This is a genomic window from Tenacibaculum soleae (assembly GCF_001693415.1).
Lineage (GTDB): Bacteria > Bacteroidota > Bacteroidia > Flavobacteriales > Flavobacteriaceae > Polaribacter > Polaribacter soleae.
Genome location: NZ_MAKX01000024.1, coordinates 1 through 20,121 on the forward strand (window position 1 = coordinate 1; position 20,121 = coordinate 20,121).

The 20,121-nt window shown below is 29.1% G+C and carries 20 protein-coding genes and 1 other RNA gene; 9 read left to right on the top strand and 12 right to left on the bottom strand.

The genetic code is table 11. The annotated features are described in order from the left end of the window. The 4 genes from BA195_RS11095 to BA195_RS11110 all read right to left on the bottom strand — a co-directional run. On the bottom strand, positions 1–209 hold a 209-nt coding region (locus tag BA195_RS11095; RefSeq protein ID WP_176714994.1), incomplete at its 3' end, for a type II toxin-antitoxin system RelE/ParE family toxin. Between the two features lie 201 nt (positions 210–410). Then, on the bottom strand, positions 411–1,595 hold the full coding sequence (locus tag BA195_RS11100; RefSeq protein ID WP_068705468.1) for a tyrosine-type recombinase/integrase: 1,185 nt from the start codon (positions 1,593–1,595) through the stop codon (positions 411–413). A 95-nt stretch (positions 1,596–1,690) separates the two neighbouring features. Continuing rightward, positions 1,691–4,132, bottom strand: a complete 2,442-nt coding sequence (locus BA195_RS11105) for a TonB-dependent receptor (RefSeq protein WP_068705471.1) — start codon at positions 4,130–4,132, stop codon at positions 1,691–1,693. A gap of 5 nt (positions 4,133–4,137) precedes the next feature. After that, positions 4,138–5,829, bottom strand: coding sequence for a M23 family metallopeptidase (locus BA195_RS11110; protein WP_068705473.1), 1,692 nt, complete (start codon positions 5,827–5,829; stop codon positions 4,138–4,140). Between the two features lie 148 nt (positions 5,830–5,977). Here BA195_RS11110 and BA195_RS11115 point away from each other — a divergent pair, with 148 nt between their 5' ends. The 4 genes from BA195_RS11115 (at position 5,978) to rny (ending at position 8,346) form a co-directional block, all read left to right on the top strand. Continuing rightward, on the top strand, positions 5,978–6,268 hold the full coding sequence (locus BA195_RS11115; RefSeq protein ID WP_068705475.1) for a hypothetical protein: 291 nt from the start codon (positions 5,978–5,980) through the stop codon (positions 6,266–6,268). Between the two features lie 12 nt (positions 6,269–6,280). Next, on the top strand, positions 6,281–6,568 hold the full coding sequence (locus tag BA195_RS11120) for a cell division protein ZapA (RefSeq protein WP_068705477.1): 288 nt from the start codon (positions 6,281–6,283) through the stop codon (positions 6,566–6,568). A 55-nt stretch (positions 6,569–6,623) separates the two neighbouring features. Next, positions 6,624–6,732: non-coding RNA, 6S RNA (gene ssrS, locus BA195_RS11125), on the top strand. Positions 6,733–6,780: 48 nt separating this feature from the next. Further along, a complete protein-coding gene (rny, locus tag BA195_RS11130; protein WP_068705479.1) occupies positions 6,781–8,346 on the top strand; it encodes a ribonuclease Y in 1,566 nt (521 codons plus the stop codon). A gap of 91 nt (positions 8,347–8,437) precedes the next feature. Here rny and BA195_RS11135 read toward each other — a convergent pair whose 3' ends face one another. The 6 genes from BA195_RS11135 to BA195_RS11160 form a co-directional block, all read right to left on the bottom strand. Beyond that, positions 8,438–9,016, bottom strand: coding sequence for a hypothetical protein (locus BA195_RS11135; RefSeq protein WP_141677705.1), 579 nt, complete (start codon positions 9,014–9,016; stop codon positions 8,438–8,440). Positions 9,017–9,171: 155 nt separating this feature from the next. Beyond that, entirely contained in the window at positions 9,172–9,942 is a 771-nt protein-coding gene (locus tag BA195_RS11140; protein WP_068705483.1) for a pentapeptide repeat-containing protein, read from the bottom strand. Between the two features lie 120 nt (positions 9,943–10,062). After that, positions 10,063–10,335 (bottom strand): HU family DNA-binding protein, encoded by a 273-nt coding sequence (locus tag BA195_RS11145; protein WP_068705485.1) that lies wholly within the window; start codon positions 10,333–10,335, stop codon positions 10,063–10,065. A gap of 187 nt (positions 10,336–10,522) precedes the next feature. Further along, positions 10,523–11,467 carry a methionyl-tRNA formyltransferase gene (gene fmt / locus BA195_RS14265; protein WP_176714995.1) on the bottom strand — a complete coding sequence of 315 codons (945 nt, stop codon included), beginning with the start codon at positions 11,465–11,467 and terminating at the stop codon, positions 10,523–10,525. Then, a complete protein-coding gene (locus BA195_RS11155; RefSeq protein WP_068705487.1) occupies positions 11,468–13,354 on the bottom strand; it encodes a RecQ family ATP-dependent DNA helicase in 1,887 nt (628 codons plus the stop codon). Between the two features lie 4 nt (positions 13,355–13,358). After that, the gene (locus tag BA195_RS11160) at positions 13,359–13,889 is read right to left on the bottom strand and encodes an AAA family ATPase (protein WP_068705489.1); all 531 of its coding nucleotides are present in this window, start codon (positions 13,887–13,889) and stop codon (positions 13,359–13,361) included. A gap of 117 nt (positions 13,890–14,006) precedes the next feature. On the opposite strand from BA195_RS11160, the gene BA195_RS11165 reads away from it, so the two are divergent. From BA195_RS11165 to BA195_RS11185, 5 genes are all read left to right on the top strand, one after another. Next, positions 14,007–14,291: a DUF493 family protein gene (locus BA195_RS11165; protein WP_068705491.1), complete on the top strand. Its 285-nt coding sequence runs from the start codon at positions 14,007–14,009 to the stop codon at positions 14,289–14,291. Positions 14,292–14,351: 60 nt separating this feature from the next. Beyond that, positions 14,352–15,209 (top strand): hypothetical protein, encoded by an 858-nt coding sequence (locus BA195_RS11170; RefSeq protein ID WP_068705493.1) that lies wholly within the window; start codon positions 14,352–14,354, stop codon positions 15,207–15,209. Beyond that, positions 15,172–16,551: a peptidylprolyl isomerase gene (locus BA195_RS11175; protein ID WP_245662348.1), complete on the top strand. Its 1,380-nt coding sequence runs from the start codon at positions 15,172–15,174 to the stop codon at positions 16,549–16,551. Before BA195_RS11170 ends, BA195_RS11175 begins: the two co-directional genes overlap by 38 nt. Before the next feature lie 106 nt (positions 16,552–16,657). After that, positions 16,658–17,611: an AAA family ATPase gene (locus BA195_RS11180; protein WP_068705495.1), complete on the top strand. Its 954-nt coding sequence runs from the start codon at positions 16,658–16,660 to the stop codon at positions 17,609–17,611. A gap of 1 nt (position 17,612) precedes the next feature. After that, positions 17,613–18,059, top strand: coding sequence for a Cif family virulence factor (locus BA195_RS11185; protein WP_068705497.1), 447 nt, complete (start codon positions 17,613–17,615; stop codon positions 18,057–18,059). A 74-nt stretch (positions 18,060–18,133) separates the two neighbouring features. On the opposite strand, the gene BA195_RS11190 is transcribed toward BA195_RS11185, so the two are convergent. Then, positions 18,134–19,021 (bottom strand): 3-hydroxybutyryl-CoA dehydrogenase, encoded by an 888-nt coding sequence (locus tag BA195_RS11190; RefSeq protein ID WP_068705499.1) that lies wholly within the window; start codon positions 19,019–19,021, stop codon positions 18,134–18,136. An 18-nt stretch (positions 19,022–19,039) separates the two neighbouring features. After that, on the bottom strand, positions 19,040–20,005 hold the full coding sequence (locus BA195_RS11195; RefSeq protein ID WP_068705501.1) for a Gfo/Idh/MocA family protein: 966 nt from the start codon (positions 20,003–20,005) through the stop codon (positions 19,040–19,042). Between the last annotated feature and the right edge of the window lie 116 nt (positions 20,006–20,121).

Here is a 20,121-nt window from a genome sequence, read left to right on the forward strand (position 1 = left end):
ACTCTCCAAATATTCGAACCTAATTTTATTCGAGCTTCAAATAATCCTTTATGAGTTTTCATTGGTGCCAAATACGTTTTCGGCACGTGCTGATAAGTTTCGATTATTTCAATGACCTTAAATATCTTGTCTTGAACTTTTTTCGGTTGAGCAAGTAGAAACTCCTCGAAATAATTTTTATATTGTATTACTTGCCTAACTTTTTCCATTTAGACAAAGGTAACTTAAAAGTTACTATTTTCAAAATATTTCAAAAGTTAAATTTAAAGTCCGGGTGTTTTTGGGTATGTTTTACAACTCGTTATATTAAGAGATAAATTCTCTTTAATTCTTTTTATTTCCCTGATAAAAGGAGTTTTTGTTCCTGATTATCGGTTAACAATATATAAAATAAATAAAAAATAGTAAGTTTAAATCTTACTTTTATTTAAAAATAATGGTGGTAACGGTTCTTTTTGTAAATTGATTAAAATTGTATCTAATGGACTCTTTATTTCTAATAAATCTTTTTTAGCAACATGTGTGTAAATCATCGTAGTTTCTGGTTTTGCATGGCCTAATAGTTCTTGGATATGCCTAAGTCCGATACCGTTTTCTAGTAAATGTGTAGCGTAACTGTGTCGAAGTGTGTGCGGAGTTACATGCTTTTTTATACCTGCTAGTCGAGTAGAGGTGTGCAAAAATTTACGAATACTACTTTCGGAGTATCTTTTGCCATTCGGATTTTCTACAAAATATCGTTTTGGTAGGTATGTTTTTAAGTAATTATCTAACAAGGTTAAAAAGCTATCTGCTAAAATAACATATCGGTCTTTTCTACCTTTTCCGTTTCTTATAAATAATTGCCGCCTAGCGATATCAATATATTGTAACTCTAAATTTACCAACTCTCCAATTCGCAATCCAGCAGAATATAATAAGGCTAAAACGGCTCGATGTTTTAAGTTTTTGGTAACTTGTAATAAAGCAATTATTTCTTGTTGTGATAATACTGATGGTAATATTTTAGATCGTTTAGGTCTTTCTAATGAAAGTGAGTTGATGGTGCAATCAGGATAAAAAACAATAAATAATTTTAAAGCGCTTATAAATTGTCGTTGTGAACTAATACTATAATTTCGGGCAATAAAAACAGTTTCAATAAATAGCTCAACATTTTTATTTGTAAGAGATTTTATTGGAGTTGGTTGAGCAAAATTAATAAAATCAGCAATAAAAGTAAAATAGGTCATTATGGTGCTTTCGCTATAACGTTTACCGCGTAAATATTTTACATAATTTCTAATAATTTCTTTATTACCTTCGGTAAGTGTGCGCTCAGTTTTTATGCCTCTGTGATATAGTTTTTTATAAACAGATGCGTCTACTTTTAAATCAGAAACATCTTTTAATAATTGTTGTATTTCACTAAAAGTTTCATCAGTAAAAACACTAACCCAACCACGTAAAGTTTTGCTCCAAGTAAATTTTTTTAAACTTCTTATTTTATTAATAATAACAGTGTCATATTTAAAAGTAAGTAATAAAACTACTTTTTTTCTATGCAATGTTTTTTTAGCAATAACAATAATTTTTTTAGATAGTAACTTTTTCATATCATATCAAAGATACAAAAAAATGATGAGTTAGTGTGTTGATTTTTAATTGAGTATATCTGTGTTTAGTACGCTGTGAAATCAAAAATAGATGCTTAAAATTGCATTTCTATTTTAAGGTTTAATACTCTTCCTGTCATGTAATTTGGTATTCCGTATTGTTGTTTGCTATAAGCGTCTCTAACCCAAGTATTGGTTATAGAGTTTCTGATGTCAAAAATATTAAATAACTCTAAACCAGCAGTTAATTCCTTAAAATCCTTAAAGAAACCTGTTTGATTTTTCTTACTAGCATCGGTAAAAATATATGAAACGCCAATATCGGCACGTTTGTAGTCATTTAATCTATTTTGATATTGATATACATTTGAATAAGCAGGCGAACCTCCAGGAAGGCCAGTGTTGTAAACTAAATTCAAGTATGCTTTTAAATCTGGTAAATTAGGTACATAATCTTGAAATAAAACACCAAATTTTAAACGTTGGTCGGTAGGTCGAGCAATATAGCCTTGGTTATTAATGTTTTCTTTAGTTTTTAAATACCCAAAACTAACCCAACTGTCATTACCTGGTACAAATTCTCCATTTAAACGAATATCTAATCCGTAGGCATATGCATTAGTAATATTGTCTGCCCTGTACCTAATACGAACATTATCTACCGAGTACGAGTTTACATCTGTTAAATCTTTATAATATAATTCGGTAATTAATTTAAAAGGACGTTGCCACATGGTAAAACTGTACTCATTACCAGCAACTATATGAATAGATTTTTGGGCTTTTACCTTCGGATGAATTTGACCATCATAATCGCGTAATTCTTTGTATGATGGCGGTTGTGAATACCATCCACCAGAAATTCTGAAAAGTATATCTTTATCCCAATCTGGTTTTATTGCAAATTGTGCTCTTGGGCTAAAAGTAAATTGATTTTTAGAATTTAAAGAAGCTGATTTTAAACTCCAATTTTGTGTTCTAACTCCAATATTCATCCAAATTTGATGATTTTTCCAAAATGTTTTTCTACTAAACTGTAAAAAGCTCGATATTCGATGAATATCAATATCATTTTCTACTCTGATGTTATTAAAAGGTTCAATAGGATGTGTAAATGGTTGGTAAGGTTGGTTGTTTGAATGGTGTGGCGGGCGCACAGAAAAACCTAACGAATCGATAACTTCCCATTCGCGAATACGATTTTTAATATTTTCAGTTTGGTATTTTACGCCTGCTTTCCATTCATTTTTTCCGTCTTTTAAAGTTGCCTTTAATTGAATATTGCTTATTAGAGCATCTAAATCGTTTCGAGCATGATTTATTTGTGATCCAATACCTTGTGAAAAAGTTACTTCGCCAAAATTTTCTGAACCAATATTACTGTCAACTTCACCTAAATTATATGAAGCAGCAATGTCAAAATATTCTTCTTCTTGTGTGTTAAATGAAGAGATAGTTCCTGTAATTGTTAAATTATCATTTAGTTTATAATCTGTAGAAAATGCACCAAAAAGTGTTTTAAATTGATCTTTTTCTTGTCCTTGATAATAAACAATTAGTTCTAACGGATTTGCAAGTGTACCAAAGCGTGTTTTTCTAGTTAATGGTTCGTAATTGTAATTGTTTAAAGAAAAATTACTTAAAAAATTTAAGGTTAGTTTTTCGTTTGCTTTATATGATAAAAATGATTGTACATCTGTAAACGTTGGTTTAAAATTAACTTCAACCTGTTTGCTATTAACAAACAAACTATTATCACGATATCTAACACCAACAATGGCACTTAATTTATTATTTAAAAAAATATCTTCAAAAGTTAAACTACCGCCTAATAAACTTAAATCTATTTTAGTGTTATTTTTAGTTGGTTTTCGATAAGTAATGTCTAAAACAGATGAAAGTTTATCGCCGTATTTTGCTTGAAATCCGCCTGCGGAAAAATCAATATTTTGAATCATTTGAGGATTGATGAAACTTAAGCCTTCTTGTTGACCTGATCGTATTAAAAACGGACGGTATACTTCAATACCATTTATGTATACTAAGTTTTCATCAAAATTACCACCACGAACATTGTATTGTGTGCTTAACTCGTTGTTGTTACTAACGCCAGGTAAGGTCATTAAAATATTTTCAACTCCGGCATTAGCACCAAGTACATTTTTGACTTTTTGAGTTTTAATTTTAGTAATTCCTTGGGCTTCCTTTTTGCGGTTTTTAACAATAATTTCTTCTAACTCTTGCGATTTAAATTTTAAAGAAGGTGAGAAGTTAAAATTTTTTTTTCCTCGAGATGTAAATTTTTTAGTGACAGTTTTGTAAGAAATATGGCTAAAAGTAACGGTAACAGTTTTACGCATTGGTATGGTAAAAGAATAGTTTCCGTTAGTATTAGTTGTTGTTCCTTCTGATAAAAAAGATATGGTAACACCTTCTATGGGCATATTAAACTTATTGCTGATAACTCCTTTTATAATTGCAGTTTTTTGAGCAAAAACTATTGAAGGAAATAGTATTAATAGGAGTATTTTTTTCAATTTTTTTATTTTTTAAAAAAGGTAGAAGTCATTGTTTTTTTATTACCAACATTATCAGCAACTATAATTTTAAATATATGCTTACTTCCTACTAGTTTAGTATCTGAAAAATTATAAGTAAGGATTCCTTTTTTATGATTAAATTCCATTAAAATCCATTTCCCATCAATAGTAGCGGTATAGTTTTTTATACCTGATCCTTTGTCTTTAATTTTTACTTTTAAGGTACTGTTTTTTGAAATCCATTGCTTGTCTTTAAAGTTGTAACGATTAATGGTTGGTTTAACGGTGTCGTAAAGCAAGGTGTATTTTCCTAATGTTTTAGTTGTTGTATATACTTTATCTATTTTCTTTTTAGTGCTGGTGTACCTTGGATATTTTGGGTTGGTAACATTTGCGATGTATACTTGTTGTTTTTGTTTATCATTTAAAAAAGAAGTACCAAAAGTTAAGGTATACCTTTTATCTAAAGGAACTGTTTGGTTATGAACTTTTACAACTCCATTATTCATAGAAAAATCTAAAAAACAATCGTTATAAAAAGTATTTTTAGGAAAAGCAACTGTAACATTATTTAACGTAAATTTTTGAAAATTTTTAGCAATAATTTTATAATTAGTAGTGTCTTTTTGTTGATAAACTAAATTGCTTGCTACTCCTTTTATAGGTATTTTAATGGAGGTGGTATTGTTTTTTAAATCTTTTGCAATTATTTCAACATTATAATTTAAACCATTTTCAACCGTAATTTTACCATTATTTACTAAATCTTCATATAAACTTAATCGGTTTGCAGTAACTTTGTGTGTTTTTTGAACCCTTTTTTTATAAGTTTTATAATGTTTGTAGTCAATTAATAAGTTTATGTATTTACTTTCGGCAAATGAAAAAGTTTCAACATCATGGTAATACACCCTGCTACCGTTTACTTTCATTTCAAGGCTATAAATTCCATTTTTATTTAAAGCTTCATCTAATCTGTCAAAAACACTTACTCCAAAACCAATAACACCACTTGCGGTAATTTGTTCGCTTATAAAATTATTAGCACTTAATTTCTTAAAGGAAATAGTAGTTTTTAAACTCGAATTATTTATTCTTGATTGTTCGTTTAAAGGATAAGCAATTAGTTTTTGTAATGTTGGAGGCGTGGCATCTTTAGGATTCATTCCAAAAAATAAGGGATTTATAATATGCTCCGTTTTGGTATCTCTAATTTCATAATGTAAATGAGGTCCGCCCGAACTTCCTGTGTCACCAGTATATCCAATAAGTTGCCCTTTTGTTACAGGGAATTTTTGAGAGTCTGGAAATAAGTTTCCTGTTTGATAGTTTTTCTTCTTATACTGAATATGCTTTACATATTTTTGAATGTTAGGAGCAAATTTTTTAAGATGTGCATACACAGTAGTATATCCGTTAGGATGTTTTACATACATAGCTTTACCAAAACCGTATTGCGATACTTTTATACGAGAAACATATCCGTTAGCAGGAGCATAAATAGGAATGCCTTGTTTTCCTTGGGTTTTAATATCTATGCCAGAATGAAAATGATTACTTCTTAGCTCGCCAAAAGTACCCGATAAAATAATTGGTATTTTTAAAGGAGAAGAAAAATAGTTTTTAGGATATTGCTTTTGCGCGTTTCCTATATAAAAAAATAGTAAAAAAATAGTAGAAAAGTAAAATTTCAAATCATAGCGGTTTTATACAAAATTACTAAAAATATACGAAATACTTATAAGGTTTAAAATCAGTGTTTTGGTAAAAAACAACAAAAGAGTTGCTATTTAAAATCTATATTAATAACTTTGTAAATATAGTTTTATTCTCAAAAAATAAATGAGTAACCCTTTAGAAGCAATTCATTTACTGGAAGATAAGTTAAAAAAGCTACTATCTAGGTACGAGTTTTTAAAAGAAGAAAACCAGGTATTGCTTCAAAATAATGCTAGGTTACACGTTTTATTACAAGAGAAAGCGCAAGAATTAAATACAAAGCATGAACAATATAAATTGCTAAAACTTGCTAAAACTATAGAAGGCAGTAATGAAAATACAAGAGAAACAAAACTCAAAATAAATACATTAGTTCGAGAGATTGATAAATGCATCGCTCTTTTGAATTCATAAAAAGTTCTTTACATGGCAAAAATAAAAGTTAATGTTGTAATTGCAGGAAGAACGTATCCGTTAAGTGTTAATAACACCGATGAAGAGCAAGGGATGCGTACAGCAGCAAAAAGCATTAATGATTTAATTGCTAAGTTTGAGCAAAATTATGCGGTAGCTGATAAACAAGATGTACTAGCAATGAGTGCATTGCAATTTGCATCTAAATCAGAAATAGTATCTTTAAACAATACTAAAGAAACTACCGAAATATTAAATAAAATAAGTGATTTAACTAACTTGTTAGATAAACATTTATAACGTTCTTTAAAATACATTATTAATATACTGCCTACATTAGTACATTGTTTGTTAAACTCAACACTATTTATTTAGAAAGGATGAGTCTTGGTTAGTAAAGCATGCCGATTTAATTTCGGATCCTTGATAAACCAGTTAGTCCTAAACCTGTTTTTTTGGAGTTTATAAAACCCTATTGATGTAGGCTTTTTTTATACAATCAAATTAAAATTATGGATGGAATATTATTTCCTGTGTTGGCAGGAATTATAGGGGTAGCAATAGGTTTTTTTATTGCTAAAATATTAGAAAAATCAAACGCTAATAAATTAATACAAGAAACAAGAAAAACAGCTCGAAATATTGTAAAAGAAGCTAAGATAGAGGCAGATGCAATAAAGAAAGATAAAATATTACAAGCTAAAGAAAAGTTTATTGAATTAAAATCAGAGCATGAAAAGGTTATTTTTTCGAGAGAAAAAAAAATGTCTGATGTTGAAAAAAGAATAAGAGATAAAGAAAGTCAAGTTTCTTCTGAATTAGATAAAAATAAAAAATTAAATAAATCCGTTGAAAAGAAAGCAGCAGATTTTGATTATAAATTAGATTTTTTAGATAAAAAAGAATCTGAATTAGAAAAATTACATAAACGTCATGTAGATATGCTAGAACAAATTTCTGGTTTATCTGCTGAAGATGCAAAAACAGAATTAGTATCATCTTTAAAAGATGAAGCTAAAGCAGATGCTATGTCGTTTGTACAAGACACAGTTGAAGAGGCTAAAATGACAGCACAGCAAGAGGCTCGTAAAGTTGTTTTAAATACTATTCAAAGAGTAGGAGTAGAGCAAGCTGTTGAAAATTGTGTGTCAGTTTTTAACTTAGAATCAGATGATGTTAAAGGGCGTATTATTGGTCGTGAAGGACGTAACATACGTGCCTTAGAGGCAGCAACAGGAGTAGAAATTATTGTAGATGATACTCCAGAAGCAATTATATTATCTTGTTTTGATCCTGTTCGTAGAGAAATTGCTCGTTTATCAATGCATAAATTAGTAACTGATGGTAGGATTCATCCGGCTCGAATTGAAGAGGTTGTTAAAAAAACAGAAAAACAAATTAGTCAAGAAATAATAGAAGTAGGTAAACGCACGGTTATCGACTTAGGAATACATGGATTACATCCTGAATTAATTAAAATTGTAGGTCGTATGAAGTATCGTTCTTCATATGGTCAAAACTTATTACAGCACTCTCGTGAAGTTGCAAACTTATGTGGTATTATGGCTGCCGAAATGGGCTTAAATGCAAAAGCAGCTAAACGAGCAGGTTTACTACACGATATTGGTAAAGTACCAGAAACTGAAAGTGAGTTGCCACATGCTTTATTAGGAATGCAATGGGCTGAAAAATTTGGTGAAAAGCCAGATGTATGTAACGCTATTGGTGCTCACCATGATGAAATTGAAATGAAAAGCTTATTATCACCAATCGTACAGGTTTGTGATGCTATTTCAGGGGCAAGACCAGGGGCGCGCCGCCAAGTATTAGATTCTTATATTCAACGTTTGAAAGACTTAGAAGATATTGCTTTCGGATTTAATGGAGTACAAAAAGCGTACGCCATTCAGGCAGGACGTGAGTTAAGGGTAATGGTAGAAAGTGCTAAGGTAAACGATACTAAAGCGGCAGAATTATCATTTAATATTTCACAAAAAATACAAAATGATATGACTTACCCAGGTCAAGTAAAAGTTACTGTTATTCGTGAAACAAGGGCTGTTAATGTAGCTAAGTAATAAAGTAGAAAAACCTTATCAAGATGGGGATGATACATTAAAAATAAACCGCTGTAATAAACTGCAGTGGTTTTTTTATTTGTAAATAAAATTATTTTACTATTTTTATTAAAGGGTCTATATCTTTTATTAGAAAAGGATTAGGTTCCCAATTTCCCTGTATAAAACTTTGTGGAATTTCTTTTCCGGTCACTTTATCAATGTGATAAATTATAAAATATATATCATTACTAGTTGATATAATGTATTTATTGTGGCCTTCAAAGACTTCATTGTCAAAACCAGGTTTTAGGGTAATTATTTTTTTTATAAAGTTTATTTTTTCTATGTCTTGTTTTGTAGGGGTATAAAATTTAGAGGTTCCAGATATATCAAAATAAGGTATTTCTTTGGTAATTATGTTTACAGTAAAATTATAATTAAAACACTCTCTTTTATAGCCTAAAGGGATGAATTTAAGAGTTTTGTTATAGTAAACTAAAGTGTCATTTTTATTAGCCCAAGCAGTTATTTCATAACTACTTAAGTTAATTTTTAATGCTGGATATTTATTCTTTAAAATAGTATTTGCTATTTTGATTATTGTTTTTTTTCTTGTTTTAATTAAGTTATTTTCTTTTTTATTTTTTTGGCAAAAGACAATATTTGTATTAATTATAAGTATTAACACAAACCAAATTTTTCTTTGTGACAATGTTTTTTTTAAATACACAACAATCTAAATTAATGGCTTTACAAAGTCATTTTAATAAATATAAGATTAATTTTCTTAAAAAGAAAAGCTCACTATAATATAGTGAGTTTAAAAATAAGAAACAATAAAAATTAATCATTTTTTAATACATATTTATTAAAACTTTTGCCATTTATTTTGGTGTATTTAGCGTCTATATCATAAGCTACATCCATATTATTAATATTAAAATCGCCAGATACTTTAGTGTATTTTATATTTAAATCTTCTTTAAATTTTACATTTTCAAAAGACACTCCATTGTTAAATTCAGTGTATTTAAAAATAGCACTTTCATTAAAGATTGAATTATAAAAACTTACAAACTTTTTAAATTCAGCATATTTAAAAGTTGCTGTTTTATTAAAAAAGGTGTTTTTAAAAGCAATACCCTTATCAAACTTAGCATATTTAAAAGTTGTGTCATCATTAAACTTAGAGTTTGTAAAATCAGTATTTTTATAAAAATCAGAATATTTAAACATTGCTTTTTCATTAAAAGTACATTCTTTAAAAACTACTTCTTTTTCAAAATTAGCAATAAAAGTATAGCCACTTTCTTCGTGCGGTATATAAGCCAAAACATCGTCGTTAAATGTGCAATTAATAAATGAAATTTTAGAGATGATTTGTTTTTCAATTGTATTTGAGCCACCATTATTCCACCATTTTTTTCTTTTAGGTAACTTAGGTAAAGCATCTTTCATAAAAGTAAAATCTAAAACACCACTTATGGTTGCATTAGTAATAGTAATATCCTTACCATTTTTTATGTATTTAATAATAGTCTTAGCGTCTACAGTTTTTTGTGCATAAATATTTAAGTAAAATAAAAAGGCAATGAACATTATGGTGTTTTTCATGTATTTTGTTTTATGTTATGTTTAATAGACATGCTTTATTTATTTTTGTGACACTTATATAAGTAAAAACAGCATTTAGTTGCCTAAATGCTGTTTTAAATATGTTTAAAGAAGTAAAATTTAGTTTACTGAATCAGCTAAACCAGCTCCTGCTTTAAATTTCACTACGTTTTTAGCGGCAATTTGAATTTCTTTTCCAGTTTGAGGATTTCTTCCAGTTCTAGCAGCTCTTTCAGAAACAGACCAAGTTCCCCATCCAACTAATGCAACTTTGTTACCTGACTTTAAAGACTTAGTAACGTTAGAAGTTAAAGAGTCTAATGCAGCTTTAGCAGAAGCTTTAGAAATTCCTGCGTCAGCAGCCATTGCATCGATTAAATCTGATTTGTTCATAATTTTAATAAGTTTTAAAAATTAATTATTGTTTATTTTGCTAAATAGCTCAACAAATATAGTAGGAATGCGGTACCGTGCAAGTTTTGATCTTAAAAAACACGGTATTTGTTAATAAAATAGGTGCAATTGTTAATAACCACAGTTGTTTTTTATTAAAAAACTATAAAACCTTATAAATAAAGGGCTACAGCGCTTTTGCTTCTTTGTCGAATTGAAAACCGTTTAATAAACTTTTAGCGTCCATTAATTTTTTACCAGAAATCTTAATTTGATCTACAATAAGAAAACCTCCTTTTACTGCAATTTTTAATTCCTTTTTAGAAGTAATAACTGTTCCGTTAATATATTCATGCTCAGAATAGTCTTTTGTTACACCATATATTTTAGCTGAAATTTCCTCCTCGCCATTTTGTATTGTTGTCCAAGCAGCGGGGTATGGGTTTAACCCTCGAATATGATTGTAGATGTCGTTTAAAGACTTAGACCAATCTATTTTACAATTATGTGGGTACAATTTATGAGCAGATTTTTCTTCTAATTCAGGCTGTTTTATTGTTTTTACATCTCCTTTAGCAATTAAATCTAGTGTTTCTGCAACTAAATTTGCACCTAAATACATTAGTCGGTCATGTAATTGGCCAACAATTTCATCTTCTTTTACAGTAACTTCTTTTTGTAAAATAATTTCGCCTGTATCTATTTTATCATCAATGAAAAAGGTAGTAACACCTGTTTTAGTTTCACCATTAATAATGGCCCAGTTAATTGGCGCAGCTCCACGATATTCAGGCAATAAAGAAGCATGTAAATTAAAAGTACCATATGCTGGCATTGCCCAAACAGCTTTAGGTAACATTCTAAAGGCAACGACTATTTGTAAATTAGCATTCCAATTTTTTAAAGCACTCTGAAATTCTTCGTTTTTTAAATTAGTAGGCTGTAGGATTGGTAAGTTTTGAGACAGCGCATATTTTTTTACGGCAGATTCATTTAGCTTACGACCTCTACCAGCAGGTTTATCTGCCGCAGTAATTACGCCAACTACATTATAATCATTTTCGATAAGGTGTTGTAAAATGGTCACCGCAAAATCGGGTGTTCCCATAAAAACGATACGTAAATCTCTCATTTATAATAAAAAATATTTATTGTTAGTAACGCTGATTTTTTCTTCTGATAACAGCTCGCGCAAAAGTATTAAAATGTTTGCTTCTTTTTGATTTAACTGTGTGCAGATTTGTTGTACAGTTAAGGAAGTGTTTTTTTCTAATAGTTTGATAATAATATCGGGGTTGATGTTAATAATTTGTTTTTCATTTAAACAGACATCACAAATTCCACATTTTTTAGTGAATTTTTCATCAAAATAACGCAATAATTGTATACTTCTGCAAGTTTCATCATTTTTAATAAACTGCAACAAATCGTTGTTTTTTTGTTTTTTTTGGTTTAAATAAATTTTAATGTTTTTAGAAACTCGATTTATAGTTTTGTCGTCTTCACGTGGATGTAAAAAAAACAATTCAATATTATTTGTAGTTTTATTATACTCAGCTAAATTATGAGTTACCAAATTTTCAAGTTCTTTAAATACTTGTAAAGAAGTAATGCCTATTTTTTTAGCAATGTAAAATTCATCAATTTTTATTAAATTTTCAAAAACACCACCATATAAACGTAATAACGTTTGAATAAAGTTTTTTGAAGATGAGTTTTGCTGAGAGTATCTTATAACTTGTTTACTTGTTGCAATGAATTGAATGGTAGATTTTTGATTAAAATTTGAGTTTAATTCAATAATTCCATTACTATTTAATAGCTGTAAAATATTGTGACCTTTGTTAGGCACTAATTTGTATTTATTACAAAATTCTAATAAATTAAAACTAAAAGAAGTTTCTATAAATTCACCTTTTGCAATTTGAAAATGTTGATATAATTTTTGATGCACAAATTTTATTTCATCAATAGTAGGTAATGATTTTTCTAATAAATCCTTGCTAAATTTAAGGTCACTTTTGTTTGATAAAACAACAGAAAATGCTTTTTTACCATTCCTTCCACCACGGCCTGCCTCTTGAATATAGTTTTCTATTGATGCTGGTAAATTTAAGTGAATAACAACTTTAACATTAGGTTTGTCAATACCCATACCAAAAGCATTGGTAGCTACTATAATTGGTGTTTTTTCGGTTATCCAATTATCAAAAGAAAGTTGTTTTTCTGTATTTGATAATCCACCGTGGTAATAAGTACTTTTAAAACCATTTACATTTAAATAAGCACAGATATCCTTGGTTTTAGCTCTCGAATTTACATAAACAATTGCAGGTGCTTTTGTTTTTGTAAAAATTTGATGGAGTTTTCCTAGTTTGTCATCCGTATTAAAAATTTGATAGGCTAAATTTTCTCTAAAAAAAGATTTTTTAAAAATTGTAGGATTTTCTATACCTAAAGAAATTATAATGTCATCAATAACTTTTTTAGTGGCTGTTGCGGTTAAAGCAATAATATTTGTTGTTGGGTGTAGTTCTTTTAAAATAGCTATGTTTTGATAGGAAGGACGAAAATCGTGTCCCCATTCTGAAATGCAATGAGCTTCATCAATAGCAATTAAATTTACATTTAATTGTTTTATTTTTTTTTGAATAAAACTCGATTGTAAACGCTCTGGAGAAAGATAGAGAAATTTTATATTTCCAAACCGAATGTTGTCAAAAAGTGTAATTATAGCATCTTGTGAGCTTCCTGAAGGAATTGTGGTTGCTTTTATACCTTTATTAATAAGGCTGTCAACTTGGTCTTGCATTAAGGCAATTAAAGGAGAGATAACAATACAAACACCTTCGTTTACTAATGCAGGTACTTGAAAACAAATTGATTTACCACCACCTGTTGGTAATAAAGCAATGGTGTTTTTACCGTTTAAAACGGTTGTTATAATTTTTTGTTGAGGCGCTCTAAAAGAGGTGTATCCCCAATAATGTTGTAATATTTTTAATGATTTTTCATACATCGTTTTATAACGATTGTAATATAAAGTTACAACGTTCTTTTACTGATCCGAAAGGAACCATTATAATTTCATAACCAATTTCTTCGTAAGCTTCTTTTAAAAAAGTATCAATCTTTACAGCTTGCTCAAAAGTTTCATAGCGCTCGTTATCTGATCTATAAATTTTTTCCCAAGGTGCGCACATAAATACTTTAGTGTATAAGTATTTACTGCTTTTTTCTTTATAAATAGGCGGGTATTCACTTGCTAAATAATTCATGTAAGCATGTACATCAGGAATTCCTCTATCAAAAAAAACAATATCATTATCGTTCTTTTCAGCCTCTAAATACTGCTGTTCTCTACCCTCTAATAACATTTGACTAAAAAGTAAAGGCTGCTCTAAAAACAATTGATCAATTCCATCCTTTTGCGCTTTAAGTGTTACTTCTCTTGAAATTTCAGGCATACAATTATACCCACGTTTTATAAACTCTTTTAAGATTGAAGATTTTCCTGTACCAGGGCCACCTATTAAAACTATTTTTTGTTGCATACTGCAAAAATATAAGTTTCAAATTATATATGTAATAAATAGTGTAATTTTGTGTTTCATCATTTTAAGTTTTTTTAATGATTATTATTTTTTAGAAAAAAAGAGATAGAAAACATTATGTCAACAGATAGAGAAGCATTTTATATTAAATTAAAAGGACAATTAGAAGATACTACAACCTTTCCAGCTAAATATTTATACAAGTTTATTGTGCCTACAGATGGAAATCAGGTAGAAGAAGTAAAAGATTTATTTAATAAAGGAGGGGCGGTTATTGAAACAAAAAAATCAAGAACAGGTAAATATAATAGTCTTTCAATACACTTAACAGTTAAAAATGCAGATGAAGTAATCGCTTATTATAAAAAAGCCGAAGCGATTAAAGGAATTATTTCTTTATAAGAAGCAATTTCAATTAACAGGAAATAAGAAAATATTTGTGTAAAATTAATTTATAATAACGTGAAAAAAAGTATCTTTTTATTAATAAGTGTTTTAATAATTTCTTGTGATTTAATTAGTTTAAAAACTGAAAAAGTTACGCAACATAGGCCTATTGCTACAGTTTATAATAAAAATCTATATAAAAAAGATATTGAAGAGTTGTTGCCAAAAGGAATTACAAAAAAAGATAGTTTGGTAATCGTAAAAGGACTAATTAACTCTTGGGCAAAACAACAATTATTATTAGCTAAAGCTGAAGAAAACATATCAGAAGTTAATAGTGAAAGGATTGAAAAATTAGTAAATACATATAAAAAGAGTTTATATATAAATGGCTACAAAGAGCGTTTAATAAAACAGCAACTGGATACTGTTGTAAATCGAGAAGATATAAAGCAATATTATCAAAAAAATAAAGAGAATTTTAAATTAAATGAAGAGTTATTACAGTTTGAATATATTCATTTTGGGAAAGATTTTTTAGATAAGGAAGAAACCATAAAAAGTTTTAAATCTTCTAAAGAAGAAGATCATGAAGATCTAGAAAGGCATTTGTTAAATTTTAAATCATACCGATTACAAGATTCAACTTGGGTACCATTTTCTTATTTGCAACAAAAAATCCCACCATTTCAATCAGAAACAAAGGAAAAATTGTTAAAAATATCTAAATACATACAAAAAGAAGATAGTTTAGGAGTATATTTGGTCGCTGTAAAAAATAAGTTGTCAAAAAATGCGACAGCACCATTAACATTTGTAAGTTCGAGGATTAAACAAATAATTTTACACAAACGAAAATTAGAATTAATTAGAGAGATAGAAAAAACGCTAATAAATGATGCAATTCAAAACAAAAACTTTAAAGAATACTAGTATACTGTTCACCTTTTTCTTAGCAAGTTTAGGGGTAATAAATGCACAAGAAAATAAAATAGATGGTGTTGCAGTAGTCATTGGTAAAAACATTGTTTTAGATTCTGATATAGATAAATTTAAGCAAGAAGTAGAGTTAAGAAGCGAGGGTAAAATAAAAATTTCTAACTGTGAAATGTTAGAAGAATTAATGCAACAAAAATTACTAGCACATCATGCGGTAATTGATAGCGCCGTAGTATCTCAATCTGAAATAGATAGTAAGGTAGACAGAAGTATTGCTTTTTTTACCAATGAGTATGGTAGTGAAGAAAAGGTAATTAAAGCTTATGGTTTTAATGATATTGAAGACTTAAGAAAAGAGCTAGGGAAAGTTCAAAAAGAAAACCTTTTAATTGAAAAAGAACAATTAAAAATAACAGAAGATATTGACGTAACTCCAGAAGAAATAAGAGTATATTTTAAAGGATTAGCTGATAAAAAAGAATTGCCAGAAATTCCTGCAGAAGTGCAAATAGCGCAATTAGTTTTAAAAGCCGAACCTACTAAAGAAGAAAACGATCGTGTTATAAACAAGCTTAAGGAAATTAAAAAACAGGTTGAAAACGGAGCAAGTTTTAAATTAAAAGCAATTATAAATTCAGACGATCCAAGTGCTGCTCAAAACAGCGGTAATATGGGAGTAATTACTAAAGAAACAGGTTTTGTAAAAGAGTTTAAGGAAGTAGCTTTTTCATTAGAAGAAGGTCAAATTTCTGAACCATTTAAATCTCCTTTTGGATATCATATTGTTTTATTAAATAAAATAAGAGGTAACGGACGTGATGTTTCTCACATATTAATACAACCTGAAATAGCAGACGAAAAACTAAAAGAAACAAAAGAAGCTATAGAAAAACTAAAAAAAGAAATAGAAGAAGGTAAAATTACTTTTGAAGAAGCGGTAAAAAAGTATTCTGAAGAAGAAGAAACTAAAAATAACGGCGGGCTATTAATAAACCCATATACGCAAGAAACCACTTTTGAGTTAACAAGAATGGCTCCTGATTTATTTGGAAGAATTAGTGAGTTAAATAAAGGAGATTTATCAGATGTTTTTTATGATGAAACTCGTGAAGGAGAAAAGATGTACAAAGTGATTTTATTAAAAGATAAAACAGATACTCATACAGCAGATCTTGTAGATGATTATGTAAGAATGCAGCAATTTGCTTTGGCTAAGAAAAAAGAGGAAACAATAACAAAGTGGACTAAAGAAAAAATCCAAGAAACTTATATAAAGCTAGGAAATGATTATAAAGATTGTACCTTTAAAAAAGATTGGAAAAAAGAAAACAAATAAGAACTAATAATTTTAGTATATTGTGATTCCCGCCTTTAGCGGGAATCTTATTTTAGAATAGTTTGTAAAATAAGGTTTTTAGATAAAAACATTTAAAATTTAATCCATGTCAGACGTAGCTGCTGTAAACAGTTTAGTAAAAAAATATAGTCAATTACAACAAGAAATAGGTAAAGTAATAATAGGGCAACAAAAAGCTGTTAATTATACATTGTTGTCTATTATTTGCGGAGGTCATTCACTTTTAATAGGAGTACCAGGTTTGGCAAAAACCTTATTAGTAAACACCATTTCTAGTGCTTTAGGTTTGCAGTTTAATCGCATTCAGTTTACACCTGATTTAATGCCTTCTGATATTTTAGGAAGTGAAATATTAGATGAAAATCGTCAATTTAAATTTATAAAAGGACCCATTTTTTCAAATATTATTTTGGCAGATGAAATTAACCGTACACCACCAAAAACACAAGCAGCTTTGTTGGAGGCAATGCAAGAAAAATCGGTAACAGTTTCTGGACATCATTATAAATTAGAATTACCTTTTTTTGTATTGGCAACTCAAAATCCGATAGAACAAGAAGGAACGTATCCTTTACCAGAAGCACAGTTAGATAGGTTTATGTTTTCTATTCATTTAGAATATCCAACATTTGAAGAAGAAGTAGCTGTTGTAAAAAGTACAACAGCTACAATAAATCAAAAAGTAAATGCTGTACTTTCATCTCAAGAAATTATTGAAATACAACAGTTAGTTAGAAAAATACCCGTAGCTGATAACGTAGTAGAATATGCAGTTGGTTTGGTAGGGAAAACCCGCCCAAAATCAGAAAAATCAACAGAGCTTATAAAAAAATATATTGATTGGGGAGCAGGCCCAAGAGCTTCACAAAATTTAATTTTAGGAGCAAAAGCACATGCGGCAATAAACGGAAAATTTTCTCCTGATATTGAAGATGTTCAAGCGGTTGCTATTCCTATTTTGTCACATAGAATTGTGAAAAATTACAAAGCTGAAGCTGAAGGAATAACTATTAAAGAAATAATTAAATCCTTATTTTAAAATGAAAAAGTTACTAATAAGGAGTATTTTGTTATTGTTAATTATGATTTCTTGTAAAAAAGAAGTAGTTAAAGTATCAGAAGAAACAGAAAAAAAAGAAATTTTATCAGTAATGAAAGCTCAAGAAGAGGCGTGGTCTAACCACGATTTAAAAGGGTTTATGCAAGGTTATTGGAAAAGTGATTCATTAAAATTTTATGGGAGAAATGGTATTACTTTTGGGTGGAATAAAACCTTAGCGAACTATGAAAAAGGATACCCAACAAAAGACCATTCAGGCGAATTAAAATTTAAAATTAATGATATTTCAAAAATTACTGAAGGAGCGTACTCTGTAATGGGAGAGTATTATTTAACAAGAAAAGTAGGCAATGCAAACGGTGTTTTTATGATTATCTTTAAAAAGATAAAAGGTAAATGGAAAATTATAGCAGATACTTCTTGTTAAAGATAGTTAATAATATAAAAAAAAGGACGTTTTAAAATAAAACGTCCTTTTTTTATGAAATATGATTTTCTTAGTTAAGAAAACATCTTCGCTACTTTTTCAGCTTTTCTACTTTCACTATAATCGTAAAAACCTTCGCCAGATTTTACTCCTAATTTGCCAGCGTTAACCATATTAACTAATAACGGACAAGGCGCGTATTTAGGATTTTTAAATCCGTCGTTCATTACATTTAAAATAGATAAACAAACATCTAAACCAATAAAATCAGCTAATTGTAAAGGTCCCATTGGGTGAGCCATTCCTAATTTCATTACTGTGTCAATTTCGGCAACACCTGCAACTCCGTTGTATAATGTTTCAACAGATTCGTTAATCATTGGCATTAAAATACGGTTTGCTACAAAACCAGGATAATCATTAACTTCTACAGGAATTTTATTGATTTTTTTAGTTAAATCAACCGTAAAGTTCATTACCTCATCCGTAGTATTATACCCTCTAATAATTTCAACCAATTTCATAATTGGCACTGGGTTCATAAAGTGCATTCCAATTACTTTTTCAGGTCTGTTTGTAACAGCGGCTATTTGTGTAATAGAAATAGAAGATGTGTTGGTTGCTAAAATGGTTTCTTCAGGGCAAACAGCGTCTAAATCTTTAAATATTTTTAATTTTAAATCGACATTTTCAGTAGCAGCTTCAACAACTAAACTAGCATATTGCACGCCTTCTTTTATAGAGGTATGTGTTGAAATATTGCCTAAAGTTGTATTTTTATCTTCTTCAGATATTTTATCTTTAGCAACCATTCTATCCAAATTTTTGGTAATAGTGGCTAAACCTTTATCTAAAGCAGCTTGCGATATATCAATAAGTTGTACATTGTATCCAAATTGAGCAAAAGTATGCGCAATTCCGTTCCCCATAGTTCCTGCTCCAATTACAGCGATATTTTTCATGTTATTTGTGGTGTTATATTATTTTTTAAAGCAATCGATAATTAAGTGAGCTACACGTAACGCTTCTGTACCTTGGCTTAATGATACGATTGGTGTGGTATTATTATTTATTGCATCTGCAAATGATTCTAATTCATCTAAAATAGCATTGTTTTCAACTACCTGAGGGTTATCAAAGTAAATTTGCTTTTTAACACCTTCAGCATTTTGTAATATCATTGCAAATTCATCAGGGTTTTCAGGAACGTCTTTCATTTTAACAACTTCAGATTTTTTTTCTAAAAAATCAACAGAGATGTAAGCATCCTTTTGAAAAAAGCGACTTTTACGCATATTTTTCATTGAAATTCTACTTGAAGTTAAGTTTGCAACACAACCGTTTTCAAATTCAATACGAGCATTGGCTATATCTGGTGTGTCAGAAATAACAGAAACTCCGCTTGCATGCACATTTTTTACTTTTGATTTTACGACGGATAAAATAATATCAATATCATGAATCATTAAATCTAAAACTACAGGTACATCAGTCCCTCTAGGGTTAAATTCAGCCAATCGATGTGTTTCAATAAACATTGGCGTATCAATCATATCTTTTACAGCTGTAAAAGCAGGATTAAAGCGTTCTACATGACCAACTTGTCCGCGAATGTGGTTTTGACTTGCTAAAGTTCTAATTCCTTCAGCTTCTTGCAAGGTGTTGGTAATTGGTTTTTCAATAAAAATATGCTTTCCTTTTTCTATAGCTTGTTTCGCACAATCAAAATGAGATAAAGTAGGAGTAACAATATCAACAACGTCAACAGCGTTTATTAATTCATCAATAGAGTTAAATAGTTTGTAGCCAAATTCATTGGCTACTTTTTGTGCGTTTTCGGTAAAAGGATCATAAAACCCTACCAGTTCATATTTTTTTGATTGTTGTAACAAACGTAAATGAATTTTACCTAAATGACCTGCGCCTAAAACTCCAGCTTTTAACATAGTATATTTGAATTTATTTATCATTTTTATATAAAGAGTATCAAAAAATAATCTTTAAATAATCCTGTTTTTAATCGATTTAGCCATTCTTTTTTAGTTAGAAAAGCAATGCTAAC